Annotated in this window: 17 protein-coding genes; 8 read left to right on the top strand and 9 right to left on the bottom strand. The window is 48.2% G+C overall.

Going from position 1 to position 17,421, the window contains the following annotated elements:
• The first annotated feature begins 1 nt into the window (after window position 1).
• From P364_RS0120125 to mnhG, 3 genes are read left to right on the top strand one after another with little or no spacing between them, the layout of a single operon-like run.
• Window positions 2-478 (top strand): Na+/H+ antiporter subunit E, encoded by a 477-nt coding sequence (locus P364_RS0120125; RefSeq protein ID WP_024631877.1) that lies wholly within the window; start codon window positions 2-4, stop codon window positions 476-478.
• Window positions 478-762 carry a Na(+)/H(+) antiporter subunit F1 gene (locus P364_RS0120120; protein WP_024631876.1) on the top strand — a complete coding sequence of 95 codons (285 nt, stop codon included), beginning with the start codon at window positions 478-480 and terminating at the stop codon, window positions 760-762. Before P364_RS0120125 ends, P364_RS0120120 begins: the two co-directional genes overlap by 1 nt.
• Window positions 746-1,138 (top strand): monovalent cation/H(+) antiporter subunit G, encoded by a 393-nt coding sequence (gene mnhG, locus P364_RS0120115; protein ID WP_024631875.1) that lies wholly within the window; start codon window positions 746-748, stop codon window positions 1,136-1,138. The genes P364_RS0120120 and mnhG overlap by 17 nt, the downstream gene beginning before the upstream one ends.
• 141 nt (window positions 1,139-1,279) lie before the next feature.
• Here the strand turns inward: mnhG and P364_RS0120110 are convergent, their stop codons facing one another.
• From P364_RS0120110 to P364_RS0120085, 6 genes are all read right to left on the bottom strand, one after another.
• Window positions 1,280-2,452: a rhamnogalacturonan acetylesterase gene (locus P364_RS0120110; protein WP_024631874.1), complete on the bottom strand. Its 1,173-nt coding sequence runs from the start codon at window positions 2,450-2,452 to the stop codon at window positions 1,280-1,282.
• A 42-nt stretch (window positions 2,453-2,494) separates the two neighbouring features.
• On the bottom strand, window positions 2,495-3,514 hold the full coding sequence (locus P364_RS0120105) for an alpha/beta hydrolase family protein (protein WP_024631873.1): 1,020 nt from the start codon (window positions 3,512-3,514) through the stop codon (window positions 2,495-2,497).
• Window positions 3,515-3,799: 285 nt separating this feature from the next.
• The gene (locus P364_RS0120100; protein ID WP_024631872.1) at window positions 3,800-6,049 is read right to left on the bottom strand and encodes an MMPL family transporter; all 2,250 of its coding nucleotides are present in this window, start codon (window positions 6,047-6,049) and stop codon (window positions 3,800-3,802) included.
• A gap of 42 nt (window positions 6,050-6,091) precedes the next feature.
• Window positions 6,092-7,246, bottom strand: coding sequence for a type III polyketide synthase (locus P364_RS0120095; RefSeq protein ID WP_024631871.1), 1,155 nt, complete (start codon window positions 7,244-7,246; stop codon window positions 6,092-6,094).
• Window positions 7,247-7,451: 205 nt separating this feature from the next.
• Window positions 7,452-8,072, bottom strand: a complete 621-nt coding sequence (locus tag P364_RS0120090) for a flavin reductase family protein (RefSeq protein WP_024631870.1) — start codon at window positions 8,070-8,072, stop codon at window positions 7,452-7,454.
• A 156-nt stretch (window positions 8,073-8,228) separates the two neighbouring features.
• Complete coding sequence (locus P364_RS0120085; protein ID WP_024631869.1) at window positions 8,229-9,203, bottom strand: iron-hydroxamate ABC transporter substrate-binding protein; 975 nt, start codon at window positions 9,201-9,203, stop codon at window positions 8,229-8,231.
• A gap of 260 nt (window positions 9,204-9,463) precedes the next feature.
• Between P364_RS0120085 and P364_RS36280 the strand changes: the two genes are divergently transcribed.
• On the top strand, window positions 9,464-10,057 hold the full coding sequence (locus tag P364_RS36280; RefSeq protein ID WP_024631868.1) for a hypothetical protein: 594 nt from the start codon (window positions 9,464-9,466) through the stop codon (window positions 10,055-10,057).
• A 90-nt stretch (window positions 10,058-10,147) separates the two neighbouring features.
• Here P364_RS36280 and P364_RS0120075 read toward each other — a convergent pair whose 3' ends face one another.
• The gene (locus P364_RS0120075) at window positions 10,148-11,383 is read right to left on the bottom strand and encodes a multidrug effflux MFS transporter (RefSeq protein WP_024631867.1); all 1,236 of its coding nucleotides are present in this window, start codon (window positions 11,381-11,383) and stop codon (window positions 10,148-10,150) included.
• A gap of 41 nt (window positions 11,384-11,424) precedes the next feature.
• Window positions 11,425-12,171, bottom strand: a complete 747-nt coding sequence (locus tag P364_RS0120070; protein ID WP_024631866.1) for a GTP pyrophosphokinase — start codon at window positions 12,169-12,171, stop codon at window positions 11,425-11,427.
• A 381-nt stretch (window positions 12,172-12,552) separates the two neighbouring features.
• Between P364_RS0120070 and P364_RS0120065 the strand changes: the two genes are divergently transcribed.
• Together P364_RS0120065 and P364_RS0120055 are read left to right on the top strand one after the other, a co-directional pair.
• Window positions 12,553-13,284: an alpha/beta hydrolase family protein gene (locus tag P364_RS0120065; RefSeq protein ID WP_236642184.1), complete on the top strand. Its 732-nt coding sequence runs from the start codon at window positions 12,553-12,555 to the stop codon at window positions 13,282-13,284.
• 134 nt (window positions 13,285-13,418) lie between these two features.
• Window positions 13,419-14,147 (top strand): YoaK family protein, encoded by a 729-nt coding sequence (locus P364_RS0120055; protein WP_024631864.1) that lies wholly within the window; start codon window positions 13,419-13,421, stop codon window positions 14,145-14,147.
• Between the two features lie 27 nt (window positions 14,148-14,174).
• Here P364_RS0120055 and P364_RS0120050 read toward each other — a convergent pair whose 3' ends face one another.
• Window positions 14,175-15,068: a LysR family transcriptional regulator gene (locus P364_RS0120050; RefSeq protein ID WP_024631863.1), complete on the bottom strand. Its 894-nt coding sequence runs from the start codon at window positions 15,066-15,068 to the stop codon at window positions 14,175-14,177.
• Between the two features lie 138 nt (window positions 15,069-15,206).
• On the opposite strand from P364_RS0120050, the gene P364_RS0120045 reads away from it, so the two are divergent.
• Both P364_RS0120045 and P364_RS0120040 read left to right on the top strand, forming a co-directional pair.
• Complete coding sequence (locus P364_RS0120045; RefSeq protein WP_029881137.1) at window positions 15,207-15,911, top strand: class I SAM-dependent methyltransferase; 705 nt, start codon at window positions 15,207-15,209, stop codon at window positions 15,909-15,911.
• Between the two features lie 77 nt (window positions 15,912-15,988).
• Window positions 15,989-17,320, top strand: coding sequence for an MFS transporter (locus tag P364_RS0120040; protein WP_024631861.1), 1,332 nt, complete (start codon window positions 15,989-15,991; stop codon window positions 17,318-17,320).
• The last annotated feature ends 101 nt before the right edge of the window (window positions 17,321-17,421 follow it).

Genomic DNA, 17,421 nt, shown 5'->3' with positions numbered 1-17,421 from the left:
TATGGCCTTTCAGATTGTGCTGAATCTGATCATTGCTTTTGTATGGATGTTTCTGAATAATGCGTGGAATGGCGTTGGCTTTCTCACGGGTTATCTGCTGGGTCTGCTGTTGATTGGGGGTATGCGGCGGTTCTTTCCGCAACGCTTCTACATCGTTCATGTCTGGGCAATCATCAAGCTGATTGCCTTGCTGCTCAAGGAGCTGGTACGGGCCAGTATTGAAGTTATTCGCCAGATTGTGAAGCCGAAGCTTGATATTCGTCCAGGCATATTTACCTATCAGACACAGCTATCCTCCGATTGGGAAGTTACACTCCTGTGCCTGCTCATTTCACTAACGCCAGGTTCCCTTCCACTTGAAATTTCGGGCAATCAACGTAAATTATATATTCACGCGCTGGATATTAAAGATCAACAGAAAATGAGTGATGATATCAAAAATACGTTTGAAAAAGCCATTATGGAGGTGACACGTTAATGTTATCCTCAATTTTGTTCATATCCTTGCTTATTCTATCCCTGGCAATCCTGGGTTGTCTGTACCGGGTGCTGCGAGGACCCTCCATGGCCGACCGGATTACGGCACTGGATACCATCGGTATTAATGTCATTGCCATTGTTGCGGTATTATCCATGATGCTTCATACCCAAGCTTATCTGGATATTATTCTGTTAATTGGCATTCTCGCTTTTCTAAGCACAGTTGCATTTGCACGATACATTGAACGGGGGGCGGTGTTCAAAAATGAAGGCGATCGTTGATGGAACCGCCGGAATTGTCATTGGGCTCATTGTCCTGCTGGGCGCCCTACTAAGCGCATTTAGCGCGTTCGGACTGATCCGACTGCCAGATGTATATCTACGGGCGCATGCCGCCACCAAAAGCACTACACTTGGCGTACTTTGTGTACTGAGCGGAACGTTTCTTTTCTTCTGGTATTTTGACAACTATATTAGTGCCCGGGTATTGCTTGGCATTGTGTTTGTCTTTATCACAGCACCGGTAGCCGGACATCTGAACGCACGGGCTGCCTATCGAACGGATGTCCCCCTATGGGAACAGAGTGTGCAGGATGAACTTGAACCGCTCTTGAAGGGTAAAAAGGTCAACCATGAAGCCAAGGACATGATGGAATAGTCGCTTGGTCTATAATCAAATACCCCCGGGACATGCCACACATGATGTGGCCGTCCCGGGGGTATTTGGGGTCTATGAGACTAGCTTAGTCCAGTCCAACCTATTTTCGTGGCAGCGGAAGTAAACTATATTTTAACCGAATCAAAATCCATCAAGTCCCTGTTTTCTCAGATCAGCAGCAACGATTCGTGCAAGCTGGGCAGCACCATCCCGATTCGGATGCAGCGTGTCTCCTGGCATGTACAAGGCCAGTGTTGCAGCCGGTCCAATGGAAGTGAAATAGGCCGAACTAAGTTTGTTCAGATCTACAAGTGCCACACCCTCTTCCTGAGCCAGTGTACGTGTAGATGCATTGTACCAGCGATTCTCCGCAGTATGCACATTGGCTGAATTGAAATCAGTTGCCCGACCCTGAGGCGTTGATAGAATTACGGTGGCTCCTTTATTTTTGGCCTGACGAACCATATCACGCATGATCTCCTTGAACTCCGCTTCCGTTGTATTATTCTTTGCATTCGTATCATTAATCCCTAATTGCAAAATAAAGTAATCTCCTGGCTTAATATACTTCAGAATCGCTTCCATCTGTCCATCATCGCGGAAGCCTCTTGCAAATTGACCGCTTGAGGCCATATTCCGAACCTGAAATGTACTGGTATTCACGTAGGAAGGAAACAGCTGTCCCCAGCCACCCTGCACACTGCTGTTAAGCGGATAGTAATTGCAGACCGTCGAATCGCCTCCAATATAGATCGTACGGTTCGTCACCGTCTGACTCGATATTTTCCGGATTTCAAGTGCGCTGAGTGTAAATGCCGTGCCTTCCTTACCTTCTGTTACCAACAGATTTAACTGTCCGTCCGTCACCGGAATTTGAAATTGATCGGTCGCCCCGTTACCCGTCATATTGATGATCTGATATACACCTTCTGCCGCCACACTCGATCTGGCTGTATTGCCCAGAACCACTTTGACCTCGTAAAGGCCATTGGACAGATCCACATTAAACGTATTCGTACTCTTCGTGCCAAAGGTAACAAACTGTACGGCATCGCTTGCAGCGCCCGTTCCGGAGGCAGTTACATTTCGCATACTGGCAGGTGTATTGAATCCATAGCCTTTCGCTGAAGTGTAGGCATCCGTTGCCAATACACCTGTATAACCGTTCTCAACTGCACCGGCACCAAAATCAAATTTGTACTCATTCGCTGCAGCTTCGGCGATCTGTCCGCCATTAGCTGCCAGAGCACCCCCAATCAGACTAGCAAACAGGGTAAGACAGAGCAAATACCGCACGGATTTTGACCATTTCATGACTAACAACACTCCTCTCAGGGTACTATTTGTATAATTTCCTTATAGAACGTAATCAAGCCAATCATAGGCTTTCGCTCCGCTAATTTCATGTCCACCTGTAAAAAAGTCTGCATCCAGCCATTTCTGTGCGCCCGCCTGCTCATAGATTTTGGTCAATCGGGCATAAGCTTCTTTTGCTGTTGGCAGCGGAAATACCTGATCTTCACTTCCGGCTTCAATAAACAGCGGCCTAGGTGCAATCAGACCGATGATATCCGGCAGCTCTGCTTCCCTCAAAATTCCTGGGATATAATTATCGAGGCAATGATTTCTGTCCAGTATGCTGCCCTGAAATGTATTGGCGTAACCGCTCACAACAGCCGCACGACACCGTTCATCCAACGCAGCAGTGAATGCCGTAACGAGTCCACCACCCGAGATGCCCATACTGCCGATACGCCCTGAGGAAGCTTCAGGACGGGTGGTTATGTAATCAAGCACACGCATCGTCTCATAGATTCGATGTCCGGCCAGGGTCTGCCCTGTCATGAGCAGATGGGCCGCAATTTTGGTACAGGAGCTTGCCCCTGGTGGTGCATCCCGATCCTCCTCCAGCCTTCGGTCACCAAATCCAAGCAATTCAGGAGCGGCAACCACATATCCACGCTGTACAAGAGCGACGGCGAAGTCTTTATGCAGGCCGGGCTCTCCTCTACGCGGTGAACCGTCGGGTTCCATGCCGGAGATCTCCCGGCTGCCATATCCGTGTCCATGACAAGCTATAAGAGCTGGACGCGGCTCTTTGGTAGCGCTTACCACATTCGGTATCAACATGTAGATGGGCATGCGTAACCCCGCATAGGTTGTAATCTCAACCCGCTCCCGGATATAGCCGTCACATGCCGTGCGTTCCAGGAGTACGGGATTCAGCTCCGCAGCCACGGTTGGGAAACCGCCCAGCCGCTCTTTAATCCGTGTGCGCAACTGACTGCGCCATGGGTCAAGGGCCTGACCTGCCTGATAAGCGGACCGTCCGCGCGGGCTTGTTTGTTTTTGCAAATAGGATTCAATATCCGACATACCGTTCATCCCTCCTGTCCATTCAAATAGTATATAAATTATTTAGCTCAACTTCTTCAGGTTATTTCTGTCCTCTCCGTTCTCGAGTAAATGTTTTGTTCAATTTAAATAGATGTATTTAAAAATTTATGGTGGACTTGTCCAGTCTATTATAAATCACCGTACAGCCCGCGAATTGAACATTATTGCCTGTTTTGGGCTTGATTCACACTATTTTGATGAAAAAAAGATATCCTCGCATACCTGAACTTCAGGCTCCGAGAACATCCTTCTTGATCTGGCCTTTTATTCCCTGAACCCAGGTAGCCACCAGTTCCATCTGCCCATCAGTTTCATGAGCGCAGGTACCAGTACCAAACGGATAAGGGTAACATCAATGAATACCGCTGCCGTAATTCCGATCCCGAGCTGTTTTACACCCGCCACGTCAGCAAAGGCAAACGGCACGGTCACTGCTAGCAGAATCGCCGCCGCCGATGTAATCAGACGTCCGGTTGAAGCGAGTCCTTGCTGTACAGCCAGATCACTATCCCCTGTTCGTCTGTATACCTCCTGGATGCGGGACAGCATGAATACGCCATAGTCCATTGAGATACCAAATACGAGCCCAGCAATGAAAACGGGAATCATGATCGCAATGGCAGACGGCTCCATGCCCAAATGTCCCTGATTGAAGACCAGTACAAGGACTCCGAATGAAGCAGCCAGGCTGAGCAGGTTCATCAGAATGGCTTTGATGGGAATGAGTAATGACCGGAATGCTGCGAGCAATACGAGATAATTCGTTACTATAACAAACACCAGCACTTTGGGCAGTTGGCCTGAAACTTCTTGCATGATTTCACGCTGCTTGACTGCCTCTCCGCCATAACGCAGCGGTATTGAGGAAATGGAGTTAGCGGCGTCCTTGTCCCTCATCTGATCGAGCCAGGAAGCAGCCTCATCTGAGCCGGATGCTCCGTGTATGGTAGCTACCATACGAATGGAATGGTCAGACACATATAAACGCAGCCATGAAGGCTGCTGAGATCGGGTTTCGTTCAGCGCTTCAGGCAGAGATGACGATAAAATGTTCATTGTTAATTGGGTTTGGGAGGTGAACTTGTCCGGCAGCATGATTCCCCATGCGGATTCAACACTCATCACATTCGAATCCTGCTGAAGCTCTTGCATTTTATTCAACGCAACCCGCCAGTGGGAAGCACTCAACGGCTCTGCCGTTCCACCAATCACAATTTCTACAGCAGAGACGTTCTTTTGTTCAAAAATGCGCTGTAACTGCTCCGTCGTCTGACGAGACTCCATCCTGGCAGGCAGGGATGAAGCATCTGGAATAGCCAGCTCTAGCCGGGTAACCGGTAAAACAAAAAGAAGCAGTGCACCCGTTCCAAGCAGTGCCATGCGAACTGGGCGTTTCATAATCATGCCTGACCAGACTGCCCAGATTGAAAGTGACTCCATCGTTTTTTGGTGCTTAACCTGCTTTGAAAAAATGGAATACCCGAACCTTTGTCTAAAGATGTGCACTGAATTAAGGGATAGAATCGCTGGCAGTAGTGTTATATTCAGCAGGACCGATATAACGAGCACAATTATGGCTCCCAGGGATACACTCAGGAACATCGGCAGCCTAATCCATAAGAGACCGAGCAGTCCCAACAGCACACATGCCGCAGAAAAGAATACCGCTCTTCCCGCTGTACGCAGCGTTCTCTGCAGTACTTTCTCTTCCCCTGCACCCGCTTCTCCACTATTCTGACCTTGCTGAAGTTCCTCCCTATATCTGCTGAGAATAATCAGGGCAAAGTCGATGCTGAGGGCCATTCCCACCATTGGAATCACGTTGATCACAAAATTGGAGAGCGCCAGATGGTAGCCCATGAGGGAAGTGACCCCCATTGCCGTTATGACACCGGATACCCCCATAATGACAGCAAGGAGAGCCGCATAAAGCCCTCTGAACGCAAAACACAAAATGACGAGAGCAAGCGGCAGACCCACAACCTCTGCCCGTTCCAAATCGCGGAAACTGAGACGGTTTACATCCTGCTGTACAACGGATTTCCCTGTTATTCGGATCATTCCCAAATCGTCTGTTGTAAGTATGGATTGCAGCTGTTCCAGGGGTTGACCCATCTTGTGAGAGGGTACATCAAACCCTAGCAAGGCGTAGGCTACATCCCCCCGCAGCATCTGGCTTCCAGGTGCTTCAAGCGGAGAAATTATGGACGTTACACCTGAAAGTGTGCGAACCTGTTGCAGTCGATCTTGAATCCAGCCTCGGAATTCGGCAAGGGTAGTGCCTGTCTTTTTTTCAAAAAGAAGAATAACCGGATCAGCAGGAACATGGAACTCTTTCTCAAGAACAAGCTCTACAGCATGAGCATCTCCCTGGTTGAAGTTCAATCCATGATCCTGAACATTACCGGGCAATCTCCACGCCCAGACGGCTGACATCCCGATGACAAACACCCAGCAGAGAATGATGAATCGCGGATATCGGCTAATGAGGACAGCAAGGCTGCGATAACCCATACCCAAGCTCCTCTGATATCAGATTGGTAATTCAGTTTCTTTTCAGATCACGCTTTGATTCACGGGCTCTCTTACTTCAACGGATGCAGGAACATAAGTAAAAGGAAGCAATTCCGCTGTGAGTCCCGGTCCAAAAGCAAGCGCAATTCCGCTGGAAGCCTCTTCCCTTATGCTATAATCCTCTCGGATAGCTTGTAATACAAATAGAATCGTCACGGAGGATAGATTTCCATAATCCCGTAGAATGCTTCGGCTGTATTCGACCTGTTCATCCGAGAGCTGGTAAAGCTTCTGCACCGCATCCACGATGCCTCTGCCTCCGGGGTGAATCGCCCAGATTTCAGGTAGATCACTGCCGTTCAGCAAATGTTCAACTTCTGGACCAAGATGCAAGCCGAGCAGCTTCGGAATCTGTGGCGAGAGATACAGATCGAAGCCGGTATTGCCCACTTCCCAGATCATCTCTTCCGAACAGTCTGGCAGCAAAACGGATTGTCCGTCCCCCAGTCGGAACAGTTCCTTGCGCCCTGTTCCGGACAGGCCGACAACACAGGCCGAAGCCCCATCCCCAAAGAAGGACGCTGCGAACAGGTCATCCCGCTTGGCAGAGGGCTGAAAATGAAGGGTGCACAGCTCCACACATACAATAAGAACCGTTGCGTCTTTTTCACTCGTCACAATCGAATTCGCCAATTGTATAGCTTTCAGACCGGCGGCACATCCCTGAAATACAAGCGGAATCCGGTTTACACGCGGCGATAGTTCAAGCTGCTGAATCAGCCGAACATCAAGACCGGGCAGAAACTGTCCGGTACAACTGACGGTAATGAGATGTGTAATCTCCGAAGTTAAAACGACGGCATCCTCAAGTGCCTGACGTGCTGCCTTGAAACCAAGAGGAACGGCAGCCGTCTTATATTTAGTCATACGTTCGGCTGTAGTCGGAACGTTCTCCGCCTGGGTAAAGGGCAGATAACGACAAGACTCTACAGGCTCCAGCAGGTTCGGTTCACATGTATAACGCGTCTCGACACCGCACTGGTTGAATATTCGCTTAGCCCATCGTCTGGAATCCGGCTCATGCTCCAGCGCTTGTGCGAGCCGGGCAGACACATCCTTTTGCTCAATGCGGTGACTAGGCAATGCCGTTCCTATTCCCATGATACTTGCTGCTACTGTTCCATCAAGTTGGTTCATCGGCTCCAACCCCCTTATATATAAAATAGGTTCATGTCACATGTGCAGGATATAGTACAAGTCTATTCAGAGCTTGCCCCCTTTATGTTCATGAAACAAGCAAAGACGGACAACATATGCGAATTACACATAAGTTGTCCGCCTTATTAGACGAAGATTATTATATAGACCTATCCATCTACAGGCTGTTCAGCCTGAACCGATGCTACTCCGGGCGGACCACTGTAAATCTCTCGCCAAGTTTGGCATAGTCATTTCCTGCCAGTCTGCTGATTGGTTTCAGCTGGTCCATTAATATATATTTGGTGGCAGGATCATACACGTTCTCACTGAAATGATACTGTACAATGCGAACCAGAAGCAGATCACTCACGGGTTTCCCCTCATCGTTCGATATCGGAATATGCTGATAGAGTGTGCACTCCATCCGAACAAGCGCTTCCTGTATCCCCGGTACGGACACTACGTTACTTGGCACAGTCGTCAGATTGGTCCGTTCCAGCTCACTTTCGTGGGGCTCCAGCATGGCTGCTGTCTCGTTCATATCCAGAGCGATTGCTTCATCGCAAATATGTACAACCAGTTCTTGCATGGCAAGCACATTGCGTGCCGTATCTTTCATAACCCCTTCCTTGCGAGCAATGGAAATGGATAATAGCGGCGGGTCAGAGCTGACTACATTAAAGAAACTGAAGGGCGCTGCATTAATGACGCTGCCATCTTGAGAAAGTGTTGTCACAAATGCGATTGGGCGTGGTACCACCGAACCGCTCATCAATTTATAGTTTTCTCTTCCGGTTAATTCGCGTGGATCTAGTGTAAACATTCAGAATGTCCCCTTCCTTGTCATGAAGCGATACTCATCTCTCAAGAGCTTCTCTTCATTAATATTATATATCTTAAAATGTTGAAATCACAAAAAAACTCCCTGGTGCTCATCGCACCAAGGAGTATAAACATTCGACTTCGTATTTGATATCTGTTATTTTACGATACTGTTTTGGATGTCTTCCATAATTTGAAGGTTTGCTTGAACTCCGCTATACAACCAGCTACTCGAACGGGTAAATTCGAACAAGTTACCATTTTTCACCGCAGGGATGCTCTGCCAAACCGGATCTTTGAGTGCTTCTGCGCCAGTACCTTCATCACTGTTCACAAAGAAGAGGTAGTCAACATCCATTTCCGCCAATTTTTCAAGCGAGATGGAAGACCAGTTACCCGTCGCATTGGCAGAGATTTCTTTCACCACTTCAGGCTCTGCAAGCCCAAGGTCCTTGTACATTACTTCTCCACTCGATACGTTGTCACTTACGATGAAGAACTTGCCACTCACCAGCCAAATGGCTGCAGCAGATTTCGTTCCACCTGTAACTGTGTTCAGTTTTTCTTTGATTTCTTTGGCTTTGACTTCGTAATCATCCAGCGCTTTTTGTGCTTCATCACCTTTATTCAAAATCTCACCGATTTTCAGCAACGCTTTACGCCAGTCGTTATTGATCTCATCACCAAGTACATACGTAGGTGCAATTTTGCTGTATTGCGCGTATTTTTCACCTTCAACCACACTTTCCGAACCGATAATAATCAGATCCGGGTTGAAACTTACTACCGCTTCAAAAGGAAGATCGAAGGCAATGGTAGGAATACCGTCCAGATCCTTTTGCAAATACTCCTGAATTCCGTTGGCTACAGACCATTGGGCAACTGGCTTAACGCCAAGTGTAACCAAGTTGTCTTCCAGATAGGAAGCGATAATACGCTCGGGATTCGCCGGAATTTTCACTTCGTGGCCCATTGCATCTGTCAGAGTACGTTCTGCTGGAGCTTCTGTCTGTGTCTCTGTCTCCGCTGCAGTATTGTTCTCTGCTGGCTTCGATCCGCATGCTGCCAGCCAAATAGACATGACCATTACCGTGATCAGAAGCATGATCATTTTTTTATTTTGTTTAAACACGTGACTATCCCCTTTCGAAATGAACACCTCAATGGATTGAGTTGTTACGACAGACTTAGACGTTTATACATTATTCATGCATATTATACTTGTATGTACTATTGTCCAATTCCATTGACAATGATAATTGTTATCAACGTAGTTGTCAATGCAGTTTTTGTCCGATAAGGCCGAATGCGCATTCATTTGAACGATTCACATTTGGGCGAATGCCGCCATATGCTAATTCCAGAATACGACGACAGGAAGGATGTTCGTACATGGATTACGTATATAACACATATTCAGGTTATGGAGAAGATCGCTCTTATCAGCTCCCACCTTTGTTTCCAGGTGGCGTTCCAGGTGGTCAGCCCGTGCCAGGTATTCCGGGAGGACCGGGTTCTTACCCCCCTTACACTCCAGGCGGAGGCACAGGCGGTCAACCTCCCTACTTTCCTGGAGGCGTACCTGGGACGACGCCGGGTGTTCCTGCTCAGCTGTCACAGGGCAATCTGCCCACCTTGCTTAGCGCCTATCCTCGCCCTGTAGGTCAGCCCCCTTCAGAGATGGTCTTTCTATATAACCTGATCAAAAGCAGTCCCGGCCTTCTACCGCTATTCATCCAGCAACAACCACAGAATCTGACCCAGGCCGTGCAGTTTGCCCAAACCGGAGTAGCAACGCCTCGTGATCCCGAGCATCGTGTACTGCAAAATTTCTGTTACAACCGCTGGTCTCTTGTATTTACGTACAATGATGTTTACTTAATGTGGCCTTCCACTAATCTGTTCGGTTTTGTCATCGGTTACTTCTATCCGTTTCTGACTCCAGGTATCCTGCTCAATACACAAATTTTGTTTGCTCTTTGCTAAACCCGTTCAGACATAGAAGAAGCGCCCCAGCTGAAGGACAAAACCTTCCACTTGGAGCGCTTTTTTGCCAAAGCAACAACGCAATACTTTTTACACCAGTCGCTGTTTATCCTGACGTCTGCCGCTCTTGCCTACCATTACAACGTAAATTAGCAACGCGCCAAGATCCGCACAAGCGATAACAATGCCCATCGGCACAGCTGTGCCTTCTCCTCCCAGACCTACGAGCGGAGCGACAATGCCGCCGAAGAGAAACGTCATTACCCCAATAAGAGCAGAGGCACTGCCTGCCGATTTCTCCTGATTAGCCATCGCCAGGGCGAAGGAAGCTGTATTAACCAACCCCACACTGGATACCACGAGGAATAAAGGAATCAGGACTGCAATCAGATTGCCTCCAGACAGAATGGCAATGAGCAAAGATGTTCCTCCCAGCGCAGCAGTGAGCAGCCCTGCGATCAACAGACGGGTTTCGGATACTTTACCTGCAAGTCTTCCGGCGATCTGACTTGCCAATATAATGCCCAGACCGTTAATGGCGAAGCAGACACTGAACATCTGCGGGGAGATGCCATATATTTTCTGAAGTACGAATGGCGAACCGGATATGTAGGCAAACATGCCAGCAGCTACGAACCCTTGGGTTAAAGCATATCCCATGAACTGGCGATCTCCCGCAATTTTGCGGAATGTAACCAGGGTCTGCTTCAGCCCTCCGCTGGATCTGCGTTCTGGAGGAAGGGTCTCTCCAAGACCAACCACCACAGCAATTAAAGTCAAAATACCGATGATACTCAGCAAAATAAATACGCCGCGCCACGATGTATACGCGAGCAATTGTCCACCGATAATCGGTGCAGCTATCGGTGCGACACCATTAATCAGCATTAAGAGCGAGAAGAAACGTGTCAGCTCCGGTCCGGAATACACGTCCCTTACCACCGCACGCGAGATGACAATTCCCGCCGCTCCCGCTGCCCCCTGAATGAACCGAAGCACAACAAAAGAACCCATGGTCGGGCTGACCAGGCAGAGTATGGAAGCGATTGTATAGAGAATAAGACCCGCAATAAGCGGCATACGACGACCACGCACATCACTTAGAGGCCCAGCCAACAGCTGTCCTGCCGCCAGCCCGACCATACATGCCGTAAGACTGAGCTGGGCATAAGAAGTGGAGGACTGAAATTCATCGGCCAGTGTGGGCAGTGCCGGCAAATACATATCCAGGGACAGCGGGCCAAAGGCCGACAGTGTCCCCAGAATCAGTGCCATACGTACCCTGGATGTAGAATGGGTGCTTAATGAGGCTGGTGTACTTTTCATATGAATAACATATTCCTTTCCCTGCGGTAGTTCTCTTTTCCTTAGTGTTCTCCGTCTCCCAGCAGCTTGAGCAGGTTGGAAGGCAGTGTGAACTGTTGATTGTTAATGATAATACGACGCAGCTCTTCTTCATCCCGATCGTTCTCGGCATCCTTGATTTCCTGAATCTCCCGGTGCAGCCTCTCCATTTGCTGGTCCAGTGCGTTCGCAGAGTCCGCTGCACTTTTCAGTTCTTTGGTCAAACGCTCGGGAACATCCTTATTGTATTTATAAAAGATTTTATGCTCCAGGCTCGCCCAGAAATCCATCGCAATCGTCCGAATCTGAATTTCCACACACGCCCGTTCTTCTCCATTAGACATGTAAACAGGCACCTCCACCAGAAGATGAAGGCTTTGGTAGCCGTTTGGCTTCGGATTCTGGATATAATCTTTTACCTCCAGCACACGCAGATCACTTTGGTTGCACAACATATCCTTAATGCGATAAATGTCTGAAATAAAGGAACAGGTAATGCGTACGCCAGCGATATCCTTAATATTATTCTTGATACTTTCAAAGGTTAACTCATGATTTTTGCGGAACATCTTGTTCATAATGCTCTCAGGTGACTTCAATCTGGATTTCGTATGTTCTATCGGGCTGTAATCATGCAGGGACTGGAATTCTTCCTTCAGCACCTCAATTTTGGTCTCCATTTGATCCAAAGCAAATTTATAGATCATCATAAATCTCGTAATTTCGTATTTGAATTTCTTGAATTGATCAATCGGATGTGGAGCGTTCATCATGGTTTTCTTCCTTTCTTCGTGCACACTAAAGTTAGTTTTATGAATAAGAGGACATCGGTCAATCCACATGTCTCCTGAACCATTATAAATCATATGGAGCCAATAAACGAATTTCTCGCAACGAACCCTCGTTGCTGACTGGAAGGTATGGGAACCTCGTTTAGGCGCATCCTAAAGAAGGAACATTTTCCATTGGCATCCCATTTCAGATGAAAGAGGTTGATCTCCCTGCTCTATCATGTGACATATTCGTCCGATGCGCTCCGGGTAAAAGGCTATTTAGGCCTGCCGGACGGTTGCCCCCTCCCCGCCTTTTCAGCATATGAAAAAGCATATACCAGCTCTGCCCTTTCAGGCTTCGCCTTATCACAACAATCCATGCAAGTACAACAGCTCACAAGCCGCTATCCTCCTGCAAAACAACACACTTTGGACGGGAATGGTGCACGTTGGCCGGTTCTGATCTATTGCCGCGGCGGGCTGGGCAACTATGGTGGGGTAAATACTGCTTGGCTGGAGCAATTTGTACATAAAGGTTATATCGTCTTTGCTCCATCCTATCGTGGCAACGAGGGTGGCGAAGGGCATGACGAGTATGGCGGTCGAGATACCGAAGACGTGCATGCCGCTTACCGGCTCGTTCAGGAGTGGCCCTTTGCCAATACAGAACGAATTTCAATGATGGGATTTTCTCGTGGAGCCATTAATGCCGTACATACTGCAACGACCTACAATGAAGGGCCTGGGCAGATACATAAACTGGTGCTTTGGAGCGGTGTCGCCGATGTGGAACGCACCTATCATGAACGAACCGACTTGAGACGTACATTGAAAAGAGTGCTTGGCGGTTCGCCACGTTCCGTTCCGGAAGCTTACCTCGCCCGTTCTCCCTTGTCGAAGGCACACAAACTTCACTGTCCTGTGCTGATTATGCATGGCACGTCGGATACACAGGTGAATTACAGTCATGGAACCCGGATGTATCATTGGCTGAAACGCAGAGGCGTGAGCGTTACGTTTCACGCTTATGGGGGACAGGATCATCGTTTTCAGGAGAAGGTGCATGAGGCGGCGGTGAACAATATGTTTGACTGGCTTGCCGCACCTTAGCTTTAAGCTAGAGACGATTTAAACATGTTTGCTGATATGAGAAGTTTGAATTGCATCATGAACTTCATTTTGAAGGATCATGCGTTGTGGATGTATACTGGAGGGGTTACGTTTTTTGGAAAGGACGGATAATTATGAATCAAAATACCCTCCAAAAGTACGCGATGCTGCTGCTATGCCTGTCTGCCGGAATGGTCGATGTGATCGGATACTTGGGACTGGGGCATGTGCTTACAGCCAATATGACGGGCAATATTGTGCTGCTGGGGATTGCGATTGCCCGTGCTCAGGAATTTGTTGTGCTGCGCGCACTGCTTGCCCTCATTGGTTTTATTGCCGGAAATGCCATAGCGGCACATATGATCGGACGTGTGCAGACGAAAAATGGCTGGTCTTCCCGGGTTACAACGGTGTTCACTGTAGAAAGTATATTGCTTCTGCTCTTTGCCATCGCGATGATCAGTCCTTATTCGGAACAATTGTCCTATATGCTCATTGCCATCCTCGCCGCGGCTATGGGGATGCAAACGACTGCTGCGCGCCGCATTGGGATTGCCGGTATCTCAACGACCGTGCTCACTAATAATCTGGCCGCCGTGGTTGAGGATGCAGTAAGCATTCTTCAGCGGCTGAGACATGCCAATATTCGCTCACTGGTCAGAGCACTGTCAGCAGATGCGTACCTTCGCGCAGGCGCCGTGGTGATCTATTTGGGCGGCGTTATTCTAGCTGCGATTCTATTCCACCACGTACCTATGACGGCAGTCTGGATCCCTGTTCTCATCGTTGGTGGTGTCACCCTATACGCCCGTTTATACTCCAGGAGAACAGCCAAAACAGCGACGGATGACATGCAAAGCTAGCTCTTATAAGATTATTCTACTATTTTATTACATTAATGATGCTTCCTGTCTGATAAGTTCAACCAGATGCTGTGCGGCAGGAGATAACACTTCCCCAGCTCGTGTACATACGGCTACCGTGTTTTTCAACTGCACACCTCGAACGAATACACGTGCCAGCTTGCCTTCTTGGACATCTTCCTTTACAACAAGAGAAGAAATAAAGTTGGCTCCATACCCTGCTTTTACCGCACTGATCGTTTCGTTCAATCCATTAAACTGAAGCGCAATGCGGGGAGCAGCCAGGTTGTTTGTTGTGCAAAGAGAAACCAGACGCTCCCGTGTAGCACTGCCCTCTTCGCGCATGATGAAGGGCTCCGCTACCATCTCCTGAAGCTCAATTTCTTTCCCCGCGTAAGGATGATCAGGATGGACGACAAACCACATTTCATCTTCAAACAATTCGTCCCAATGGATACCTGAATGTGTAATGCCACTTCCACCATACACCGCAATCTCGGCCTCATAACGCAGCAGTTGGTCAAAAGCCATCCGGGTATTGGTTGTGCTCACTACCAGCTCCACATCCTCGTGCATCTGCTTAAAACGGGCAATCCAGCCCGGCAGCAGAAAATTCGATGGCAAATAGGTTGCGGTAAGACGAATCAGCCCTTTTTTGCCCGCCCGAAAATCCTCTACAAAGTTCTCGACATCCTGTTCCAGCATGAACAGACGTTCCGCATAGCCTGTTAATTGTGTTCCTGCATCGGTAAGGACCAGTCTTCTCCCCTCCGAAGCGAATAATTGAATGCCCAGTTCCCGCTCAAATTTCTTCACCTGGGAGGATACCGCTGGCTGGCTAATGTTGAGTTCTTCCGCCGCACGCGTAACTCCGCCAAATCTCACGATGGCATGAAACAATCGTAATCCGTGCAAATTCAAGCCTTACACCTCCTTCACTTGAAATATATAATCTAAAGTTATATTAACATACATAATATATATTTTATTTATATATCTGTTCACTTTATAGTTGAAGTATGAAATCCAATACATGCAATCGGAAAGGAACAGATGACGATGAACAATCTGAATGTTTCTGCTCAACAGCAAACCTGGGGTCAAGTCGACGACTATTTGAACGCCTTATTAATTCCCTCAGATTCCCTTCTGGAGCAGGCTCTAAGTACAAATACAGAAGCCGGCTTGCCCGCCCATGATGTAACGCCCAATCAAGGGAAACTCCTTCAGCTCCTGCTTCAAATACAAGGCGCAGCACGTGTGCTCGAAATCGGGACACTTGGCGGATACAGTACGATCTGGATGGCAAGGGCCCTTCCCGAACACGGAAGCATCGTTACACTGGAGGCTGAGCCACACCATGCAGATATGGCACGAACCAATCTTACGCGTGCAGGACTTATGCACAAGGTTGATCTTCGAGTAGGTCCGGCTCTGACTACTCTTCCCGACGTTCAGGAAGAATACAGGGAGCCCTTTGATTTTATCTTCATTGATGCTGACAAACCAAGTAATCCTGATTATCTGAGATGGGCACTGCGTCTGGCTCGCCCGGGAAGTCTGATCATTGGTGACAACATCGTCAGGGACGGTGAAGTTATCAATGCAGACAGTACGGACCGCAGAGTTTTGGGCGTTCAATCTTTCCTGAAATTAATTGCGGATAACCCGCGTCTTGAAGCGACAGCACTTCAGACTGTAGGCAGTAAAGGTTATGATGGATTCGTAATTGCCCGTGTGCTGGAGTCTCCTATGACAAAATAAACAATGGTCAATTCTTCCGCAAATCCCCTATTCCTGTTAAACTGAAATTACTGCACAGGCAGACTGGGGGAAACCACTTGAGACTTTTACAACAGATTCATGCTGAAATTCGGGGCTGGTCCCGCAATATTCAATTGTTTTTTCTGGCAAGTATCTTGTATCAGATCGGAAATGGCATGTTCTCTGTCTTGTACAATCTGTACATTCAGGGTCTCGGCTATAATGATACAATGAACGGCCAGATTGTAAGTATTCAATCACTTGCAACAGCGATTATGTTTGTTCCCATTGGACTCTGCGGCGATTTTTTCAGCCGCAAACGGCTCCTGATTACCGGCGCTTTGTTCAGCGGAATCTTCCTGATTGGCCGCTCCTTCGATTATTCTGCCAGCGGACTGATCTGGTTTGCTGTATTTTCGGGACTTTTTGCTGGCGTATTTCAGGTACTGGCCATTCCTTTCCTCGCTGAGAATGTGAAGAAGAGTCAACGACTGAAGATGTTCAGCTATTATTCCTCCCTCGTGCTTGCTTCTCAGGTCCTTGGCAGCTTGGGTGGCGGCGTGTTTGCAGACCTGCTTCATACGGCAGGACTTGCCAAAGTCACGGGTCTGCAAACGGTATTGTTTGTGGGTGGGGCAGCCACGCTGGTTGCGTTTATCCCGATGTTATTTGTATCCGAGGATAAGAAGGCACCGCAAGCGGATACTCCGGTACAACCTGTCACTGAATCTGCAACATCTGCAAGTGATGGTAAACAGGGTGTCGTTCATTCTGCAGAACAAGACAGCAAGAACGATACCCTTAGCCAAAAGAAAGATTCCCGTTTGATTGGACAATTTGTCATCACCCAATTATTGATCGGATTTGGTTCCGGACTGGTTGTGCCTTATCTCAATCTGTATTTTACCAACCGTTTTTCGGTGTCTTTAAGTGCCATGAGTCTGCTAATTTCATTGGGTCAGATCATGACCATTGTATCGATGCTGATTGGACCCACACTTGCGGCTAAGGTGGGAAGTGTTCGGGCTGTCGTCATCTTCCAGGTCATGTCGCTGCCCTTCCTGCTGTTAACCGGCTTCACGAATCTGCTGCTCATCGCTTCGGTGAGTTTCTTGTTCAGACAAGCACTGATGAATGCGGCCAATCCGATTCAATCCGCCATTCTGGTGGACAGAGTATCGGATAAACGCCGTGGAATCGCCAATTCTCTGATGCAGACTGCCTTTATGATTGGATGGGCGACCATGGGACCTGTTCAATCCTATCTTGTGACCACTTATGGCACATATTGGGGTTATGCAATCACGTTCAGCATTACAGGCAGTTTATACGTGATTTCATCGCTAATGTACTATATGATGTTCAAAGAACCGAAGCCTTCTGCCCGTGTAATTACGGCGAACAGATAAATGACAGCAATTCAGCAGGATAGCGGGATCGACCTGCTCTCCTGTTCTGCTTCGTAATAAGCCAATCACCGTTCAAGGATCAATCATTGTATCTTATCATC

The sequence above is a fragment of the Paenibacillus sp. MAEPY2 genome (assembly GCF_000499205.1).
Lineage (GTDB): Bacteria > Bacillota > Bacilli > Paenibacillales > Paenibacillaceae > Paenibacillus > Paenibacillus vandeheii.
The sequence above is the reverse complement of the archived record's forward strand: the minus strand, read 5'-3'. Positions and strand labels throughout refer to the sequence as shown.

Bases quoted from the DNA above. Each gene is read 5' to 3' on its own strand.
- P364_RS36280 (WP_024631868.1), top strand. From the start codon at position 9,464: ATGGATTACGTATATAACACATATTCAGGTTATGGAGAAGATCGCTCT.
- mnhG (WP_024631875.1), top strand. From the start codon at position 746: ATGAAGGCGATCGTTGATGGAACCGCCGGAATTGTCATTGGGCTCATT.
- P364_RS0120070 (WP_024631866.1), bottom strand. From the start codon at position 12,171: ATGAACGCTCCACATCCGATTGATCAATTCAAGAAATTCAAATACGAA.
- P364_RS0120090 (WP_024631870.1), bottom strand. From the start codon at position 8,072: ATGTTTACACTAGATCCACGCGAATTAACCGGAAGAGAAAACTATAAA.
- P364_RS0120125 (WP_024631877.1), top strand. From the start codon at position 2: ATGGCCTTTCAGATTGTGCTGAATCTGATCATTGCTTTTGTATGGATG.
- P364_RS0120110 (WP_024631874.1), bottom strand. From the start codon at position 2,452: ATGAAATGGTCAAAATCCGTGCGGTATTTGCTCTGTCTTACCCTGTTT.
- P364_RS0120055 (WP_024631864.1), top strand. From the start codon at position 13,419: ATGAATCAAAATACCCTCCAAAAGTACGCGATGCTGCTGCTATGCCTG.
- P364_RS0120075 (WP_024631867.1), bottom strand. From the start codon at position 11,383: ATGAAAAGTACACCAGCCTCATTAAGCACCCATTCTACATCCAGGGTA.
- P364_RS0120105 (WP_024631873.1), bottom strand. From the start codon at position 3,514: ATGTCGGATATTGAATCCTATTTGCAAAAACAAACAAGCCCGCGCGGA.
- P364_RS0120120 (WP_024631876.1), top strand. From the start codon at position 478: ATGTTATCCTCAATTTTGTTCATATCCTTGCTTATTCTATCCCTGGCA.
- P364_RS0120095 (WP_024631871.1), bottom strand. From the start codon at position 7,246: ATGAACCAACTTGATGGAACAGTAGCAGCAAGTATCATGGGAATAGGA.
- P364_RS0120100 (WP_024631872.1), bottom strand. From the start codon at position 6,049: ATGGGTTATCGCAGCCTTGCTGTCCTCATTAGCCGATATCCGCGATTC.
- P364_RS0120065 (WP_236642184.1), top strand. From the start codon at position 12,553: ATGCAAGTACAACAGCTCACAAGCCGCTATCCTCCTGCAAAACAACAC.
- P364_RS0120045 (WP_029881137.1), top strand. From the start codon at position 15,207: ATGAACAATCTGAATGTTTCTGCTCAACAGCAAACCTGGGGTCAAGTC.